Annotated in this window: 7 protein-coding genes; 2 read left to right on the forward strand and 5 right to left on the reverse strand. The window is 41.8% G+C overall.

Translation table 11 applies throughout. The features are described 5' to 3' along the window. A partial coding sequence (locus ACFWE9_RS25305) for an NAD(P)/FAD-dependent oxidoreductase (protein ID WP_377359406.1) occupies positions 1-753 on the forward strand: 753 nt, incomplete at its 5' end. A 91-nt stretch (positions 754-844) separates the two neighbouring features. Here ACFWE9_RS25305 and chbG read toward each other — a convergent pair. The 5 genes from chbG to ACFWE9_RS25330 are packed head-to-tail and all read right to left on the reverse strand — an operon-like array spanning position 845 to position 4,939. After that, complete coding sequence (gene chbG / locus ACFWE9_RS25310; protein ID WP_230157896.1) at positions 845-1,576, reverse strand: chitin disaccharide deacetylase; 732 nt, start codon at positions 1,574-1,576, stop codon at positions 845-847. Further along, positions 1,573-2,916, reverse strand: coding sequence for a 6-phospho-beta-glucosidase (locus ACFWE9_RS25315; protein WP_230157898.1), 1,344 nt, complete (start codon positions 2,914-2,916; stop codon positions 1,573-1,575). Before ACFWE9_RS25315 ends, chbG begins: the two co-directional genes overlap by 4 nt. After that, positions 2,913-3,260 (reverse strand): PTS sugar transporter subunit IIA, encoded by a 348-nt coding sequence (locus ACFWE9_RS25320; RefSeq protein WP_230157900.1) that lies wholly within the window; start codon positions 3,258-3,260, stop codon positions 2,913-2,915. The genes ACFWE9_RS25315 and ACFWE9_RS25320 overlap by 4 nt, the downstream gene beginning before the upstream one ends. A 16-nt stretch (positions 3,261-3,276) precedes the next feature. Further along, positions 3,277-4,626, reverse strand: a complete 1,350-nt coding sequence (locus ACFWE9_RS25325; RefSeq protein ID WP_230157902.1) for a PTS sugar transporter subunit IIC — start codon at positions 4,624-4,626, stop codon at positions 3,277-3,279. A 4-nt stretch (positions 4,627-4,630) separates the two neighbouring features. Beyond that, a complete protein-coding gene (locus ACFWE9_RS25330) occupies positions 4,631-4,939 on the reverse strand; it encodes a PTS sugar transporter subunit IIB (protein WP_230157904.1) in 309 nt (102 codons plus the stop codon). Positions 4,940-5,205: 266 nt separating this feature from the next. Here ACFWE9_RS25330 and ACFWE9_RS25335 point away from each other — a divergent pair, with 266 nt between their 5' ends. Next, complete coding sequence (locus ACFWE9_RS25335) at positions 5,206-5,931, forward strand: GntR family transcriptional regulator (RefSeq protein ID WP_230157906.1); 726 nt, start codon at positions 5,206-5,208, stop codon at positions 5,929-5,931. The last annotated feature ends 689 nt before the right edge of the window (positions 5,932-6,620 follow it).

Genomic DNA, 6,620 nt, shown 5'->3' on the forward strand with positions numbered 1-6,620 from the left:
CGTGAATATGCACAAACTAAAAATGAAGCGGACGCTACCATCGTAATCGGCGGCGGCGGATTGACGGGCGTCGAGTTAATTGGTGAAATTGTGGATCACTTCCCTAAAATCGCCAAAAAATTCGGAGTGGATTTCAAGGACTTGAAAATCAAGCTAGTGGAAGCTGGTCCAAAAATCCTTCCAGTCCTGCCTGATCACTTGATCGAACGTGCCATGACAAGCTTGGAAGCACGCGGCGTTGAATTCTTGACAGGCCTTCCTGTAACGGGTGTTAAAGGAAATCAAATCGAATTGAAAGATGGACAAACGATCACAGCCAATACGCTTGTTTGGACAGGCGGAGTTGCAGCCCTTCCTATCGTTGGTGAATCCGGGCTTGAAGTCGATCGCGGCAAAGCAGCCGTTAATGAGTACCTGCAATCGAAATCTCATAATGACGTATTCGTCGTCGGTGATAGTGCCCTTGCTTTCCCTCCAGAAGGCGGCCGTCCATACGCACCAACTGCCCAAAACGCATGGCAAATGGGTGAGCTTGTTGGATACAACCTATATGCAGCCTTTGAAGGCAAGAAACTTGAAGAATTTTCACCTGTAAACTCAGGTACACTTGCAAGCCTTGGCCGTAAGGATGCAGTGGCAACCGTTGGGGCTAATGACATTTCCCTTAAAGGTCTGCCTGCTACATTGATGAAAGAAGCAAGTAATGTTCGCTATTTATCACACATCAAAGCCCTATTCAGCTTAGCTTATTAATTTGAGATAAAGCAATCATTGAATTAGAAAGGACCATTCATCTTAATGATGAATGGTCCCCTTTTTGGTAGTAGGATTACCCTTTTTAAAATCAAATCTTAACTTGGTTGATGCTATATCTAAGGAAAAATCCTTCTGGCAATTTTGCATCTGTCAAAATCCGCGTTTCCTTTAAGCGTTTATCATTATAAGAAGAAACTTGCATCAATTCTTCATCCATATAAGCTGGATGAGTCATTATTTCCACGCTTGCCCCGTCCATTAACCTCCCCTTTAAGTTTTGAAAGTAATCTTCAACCACCATTTCTCCATAAAAGTCATCCAGGAATACATCTGTTATGGTTTGGACCCCAACAAGATGTTCTCCAGCATTACGTACTGGCAATCGGTATTTCTCTGACAGCTTTTGAATAACAGGGAGAAACGCTGTTATCCCGTGTACATGATGATGGCTGTCTAAATGCGTCGGAAACAGACCAAACTCCAAGAATCTTTCGATCTGTGCTGACCACTCCCTCTCCAATTCGCTCAAGGAAATATCGTTAGTGTCTCCATATACCACCCCTTGCTTCTTGAAGAATCCAGATTCGTCAACTAAACTCGGCACGTCGCTCAACAAAGGTTTCCCCCATGTCAGCACTAAGTGTATCCCTACTTTCAACGAAGGCGTTTTCTTTGCGATTTCAATCGCATGCTCCGTTGCTTTTGCATTCATCATGATCGTTGCCGAATTGACAATTCCATATTTATGACAATCCAAAATTCCGTAATTCACCGCTTTAGTTAACCCAAAATCATCTGCGTTTATAAGAACTTCAATCATGAGAAGTTATCCTGCAACTCTTTTTTTTCAAAAAACTGGGGCAAATATTCTTTATGTGCCTCGAGCATTTCGTCTAAGATTAGTTTTGCAACCCGATCGCTTGGAACGAGTGGATTAATCGTCATGGCAAGCAACGCAGTATCATAATCACCTGAGATTGCAGCTTCGATGGCTACTCGTTCAAAGGATTTAATTTGCTGAATTAATCCGCGGACAGCGACAGGAAGCTCTCCTACATTGATTGGCTTAGGACCATCCTTAGTTATCACGCAACTGGTTTCAATCGCCGAGCCGTAAGGGATGCCTTCAATCGCACCATGGTTGACGGTATTTACCGCTTGAATATCTCGCTTATCCGTATGCATCGAGCAAATCAACCGGACAGCCGCATCACTGTAGTATGCGCCTCCGCGCTCTTCTAGTTGCGGCGGCTTGATAGCCAGATCCTGATCTTTGTAAAGCTCGAATAATTCTTCTTCAAGTCTTTGAACGACCTCAGCACGTGTTTCCCCGTTTTCAGCATCCTTCAATTCTTGAGCCAATACATCTCCCGTTTTATAATAGTAATTGTGGTATGGGCATGGAAACAGATTCAACGCTCTAAGGAATTCCGGTTCCCAGCCCATTGCATGGATATTCTTCATCGTGACAGCTTTCGCTGGATCTGTAATCAGATTGATGATTTGATCTTTGACGCTCTCCCCATCAACGAATACATCCAATCCGTAAACCATATGGTTCAAACCAGCAAAGTCGATCCTGACTCTTGATGGCTCGACGCCCATCAAATCCGCAACACCTCGTTCCATACCAATCGGCACATTGCAAAGGCCGATGATCTTGGAAATATTGCTGTGACGCAGAACTGCTTCCGTTACCATTCCAGCCGGATTCGTGAAGTTAATCAACCATGCATTTGGACATAATTCCTCCATCTCACGAGCTATATCGAGAATGACGGGAATCGTCCTAAAAGCCTTGAAAAGACCGCCTGGCCCGTTCGTCTCCTGTCCAATGACACCGTGTTTCAAGGGGATTTTTTCATCAAGAGCCCTTGCAGCGAGCTGGCCAACACGCAGCTGGGTTGTTACATAATCCGCACCTTTAAGCGCTTTCTTTCTGTCTAGCGTCAGATGGACATCTATATCCACACCAGCCTTTTCGATCATCCTTTTTGCCAAATCCCCAACAATTTCAAGCTTTTCCTTTCCCGCTTCGATATCCACGAGCCAAATCTCACTCACAGGCAGTTCCCCATGATATTTAATGAAACCTTCGATCAGTTCTGGCGTGTAGCTCGATCCTCCGCCAATCGTGACAATCTTCAACCCCTTGCTCATTCAGCAGTTCCCTCCTTAACAGCATTTGCATGCAAGAATTCTTCGCGTAGATCGATCATTTCAATTGCAAGATCCTTTAAAGTCATCGCTGTCATTAAATGATCTTGTGCATGCACCAGGATAATGGGAAGTTCAAAATGGTCCCCGCCTGCCTCAGCATGGATTAATTGAGTTTGGTATTTATGGGCTTGCAGCAATTCCGTTTCAGCCTCTGCAATTTTCAAACGGGCAGAATCGAAATCCTTTTTCTTCGCTTCCTGCATCGCTTCCATTGCAAAGCTTCTTGCATTCCCACTATATAAAATCAATTGAAAGGATAGCTGGTATAATTCTTCTTTTTCCATTATTATCACTTCTTTCTTAAACGCTTAACGTTTCTGAATCTTTCGTAAGCTCTGTTTTATTTTTTGTATCTATCTTCACTTGAGCATATACGAACGGTAAATAAATCGCTGTTGAAATGAATAGGTTGATCGCAGCCAATACCGCTCCAGATACATGCCCGCCGGTAGCCAGGAATCCTCCCACAATCGGAGGGGTTACCCATGGAATTTTAGCAACGATCGGGAAAACCATTCCACTACTTACCGCTATATATGAGATCACCGTTGTAATAACCGGACCGAGAACAAAGGGGATGAACCACATTGGATTCAGAACGATAGGCAATCCGAAAAGGATCGGTTCGTTAATTTGGAACACCCCTGGTGCCCCTCCAAGTGCAATCATCTGTTTATATCGTTTCCGTCCGGCAATGATCATAGCGATGATCAGGCCTAATGTTGCACCAGATCCGCCTAAATAAACAAATGCATCGAGGAATGAACCTGCCAATACCCCATATTGGTCCATGTCTTTGACACCTTGTGCATATAAATCAATATTTTTCACGCCCGAACTTTCAAAAAGCGGTGTCGTTATCCCGCCAAGGATATTCGGTCCGTGCAAACCGATCATCCATAATAAATGAACAAGAAATACTAGTAAAATAGCGAATGGCAATGAATCTACAGCACTTTGTAAAGGAGATACAATCACTTTACTCAGCCAGTCATTTAATACCTGCCCATCCGTAGCTTTACGAAATAGCAGTCCAAACACGCCAGCGGCAAAAATTGTTGCCATACCGGGCACTAACTTTGCAAATGAACGGGCTACCGCTGGAGGTACTCCATCAGGTAACTTAATGACTAAATATTTGACTCTTGAAAGTCTCACGAATATTTCCGTTGCTATTAAGGCAACGACTATTCCTGTAAATAGGGCCGTAGCATTAAAATAGTTCACACTTACGAATCCCCATGCCCCCCCTGTAACCGCTTTATCATCGATCGTTAACGTGACATTACCGATTTGGGGCAATAATAAGAAGAAACAGGCCGCGGAAACCAGCATGGCCTCAAAACCATCATCACCGTAAGATCTTGCTAGTTTATAAGAAATGCCGAACACAGCGAATACCGTCATGAACGCAAAGGTACCAAACCAAATATCCCCTCCAAGCGTATTCCACGCAGGACCGAAAATGGCCTCCATCATTCTTCCGTACGGCTTGATGACTTGCCCAAGATTATTAAACAGGACGGCAAATGAACCGATCATTGTAATCGCTATCATTCCAATCAATGCGTCACGAATGGCGAGCAGATGCCTGTTATTTCCTACCTTTACAGCTCCGGGCATAATATACTTATCAATAAAAGTCATCATATCCTTATTCTCCTTTTATTAAAGTAGTGGCTTGTTTTAGCACTTCTTCACCATTACATAATCCATAGAACATTGGATCGATGGTTGCGACCGGAATCCCCTTCTCTTTTCCCGCTTCCTGTAACTTGGAAAGCAGATATCGCACCTGTGGACCTAATAAAATGACATCAGCCTTATCCATTTCATTGTTCACTTCTGTCGATCCAACCGCCCATATTTTACAATTCACACCTTGGACCTTTGCACTTTCCTCCATTTTGGTAACTAATAAACTAGTAGACATACCCGCTGAACAACATAATAAGATATTCATTGAAATTACCCCCCTTTTTTAATAATTGATTATTCAGTATTTTAAAGCGAAATGAAGCCCATTATTAAAATAAGCGCTGTTCCTGTGTACTATCACTCCCTTAAAATGGGTATTATTACCTCCATACTTATATTGTAGTTACAAATTAATAAAATATCAACACAAATTTTAAATTGTTACTACAAATTTTCGATTTAAAGTTGATTATTGCACTTATCCGAGATAATGTATATGTATATATTGGAATGAGTATAGGAGGAATCACTGTGGAGACCATAAATAAAGAAGCGGCATTGCATTCCATAGTCAAGGAATCGATTATCGATCTCATAAAAAATGGCGAGTATCAACCGAATACAAAACTACCGACTGAAGCAGAATTTTGTAAAATATATGGTGTAAGCAGGACAACAGTTCGCACCGCCTTACAGCAATTGACCGTCGAAGGCTACATCTATCGTGTCCAGGGGAAAGGGACTTTTGTTTCGGAAAATAAAGTGCAGCAATTTCTTACAAGCACGGTTGAAAAATTCTCTGAGCAAATAACGATGCAAGGAAAAAATCCTTCCACTAAGGTCATTAGCTTAAAGGTCATTGAAGCTAATGCAACCCTTGCCAAACTCTTCAAGCAAAATATTGGAGATCCAGTCAACAAACTGGAGCGTGTACGTTACGTAAACGATATCCCTCTTCAATACGAAATTGCCTATCTTCCTTGGTATAAGACTCCCGGTCTGAATATTGAGGCATGTGAAAAGTCGCTCTTTGACGTACTTGAAACACAATTCAATTTAAAAGTAAAAAAAACAGTCGAACACTTGGAGTTTTCACTAGCCGACGATTCCATTTCTGACAAGTTAGAAGTACCTAACGGTTCACCTTGTTTTTCATTGGAAACTTACACTCATGAGAGTGATGGCTCGGTCATTGAATTCTCTAAAACTCTCTTCAGAGGCGATCGCGCACACTTTATCATCGAACGGAACTATTAAAATATAGATAAAAGAAAACGGATGCCAGTTTCATTAAAGCATCCGTTTTTTGTTTTGCGGCAACAGCTTCTGATTTTCCAACTTTCTCAATCACCCAGTCAACCCGACACACTAAGATATGACTATCATGCGTATTTCTGGGAGAACTATCATCCCCAACACAAATCCATTGAGGTCTGCTGCCGCATGAAACGAATTGGTCTACACTTATCCGTTTTCTTTCGGAAGCCATCCTTTTTAAAACTAAAAGACTATAGGTAAAAGGAGATCTATCTAATTGTTAAAACAAAGTTGATTGGAACGGGTGTGCGAGACTCCCGCTTAGGAAAAGCGCGTCCAAGGGAGACCCCGCAGGCGCAAATGAGCCGAGGTCCTGGAGGGGAAATCAACGGTCATATTTTACAAACCATAACTGTAGGTAAAATGTATTATTATCGAATTTGTTTACAGTCTTGTAGAGGCAATCGAGCAATTGCCTCTTTTTTTACGTGTTGATTATCCATGAGCTCACTATTTTAAATAACATTAAATTGAATTATTCCAATTCAATTCATTTTATGAGTAAAATTGACAAATATTTAATAATAATCTAACCTAGAAGACTAGAGATATTCTATACATTAGATGGATATTAACGTTGCACCATTTATTTGCTTGTAGTCTAAAGTAACTAGAAATCTCTTAATAAA

Source organism: Peribacillus sp. NPDC060253, assembly GCF_042727425.1.
Taxonomy (GTDB): domain Bacteria; phylum Bacillota; class Bacilli; order Bacillales; family DSM-1321; genus Peribacillus.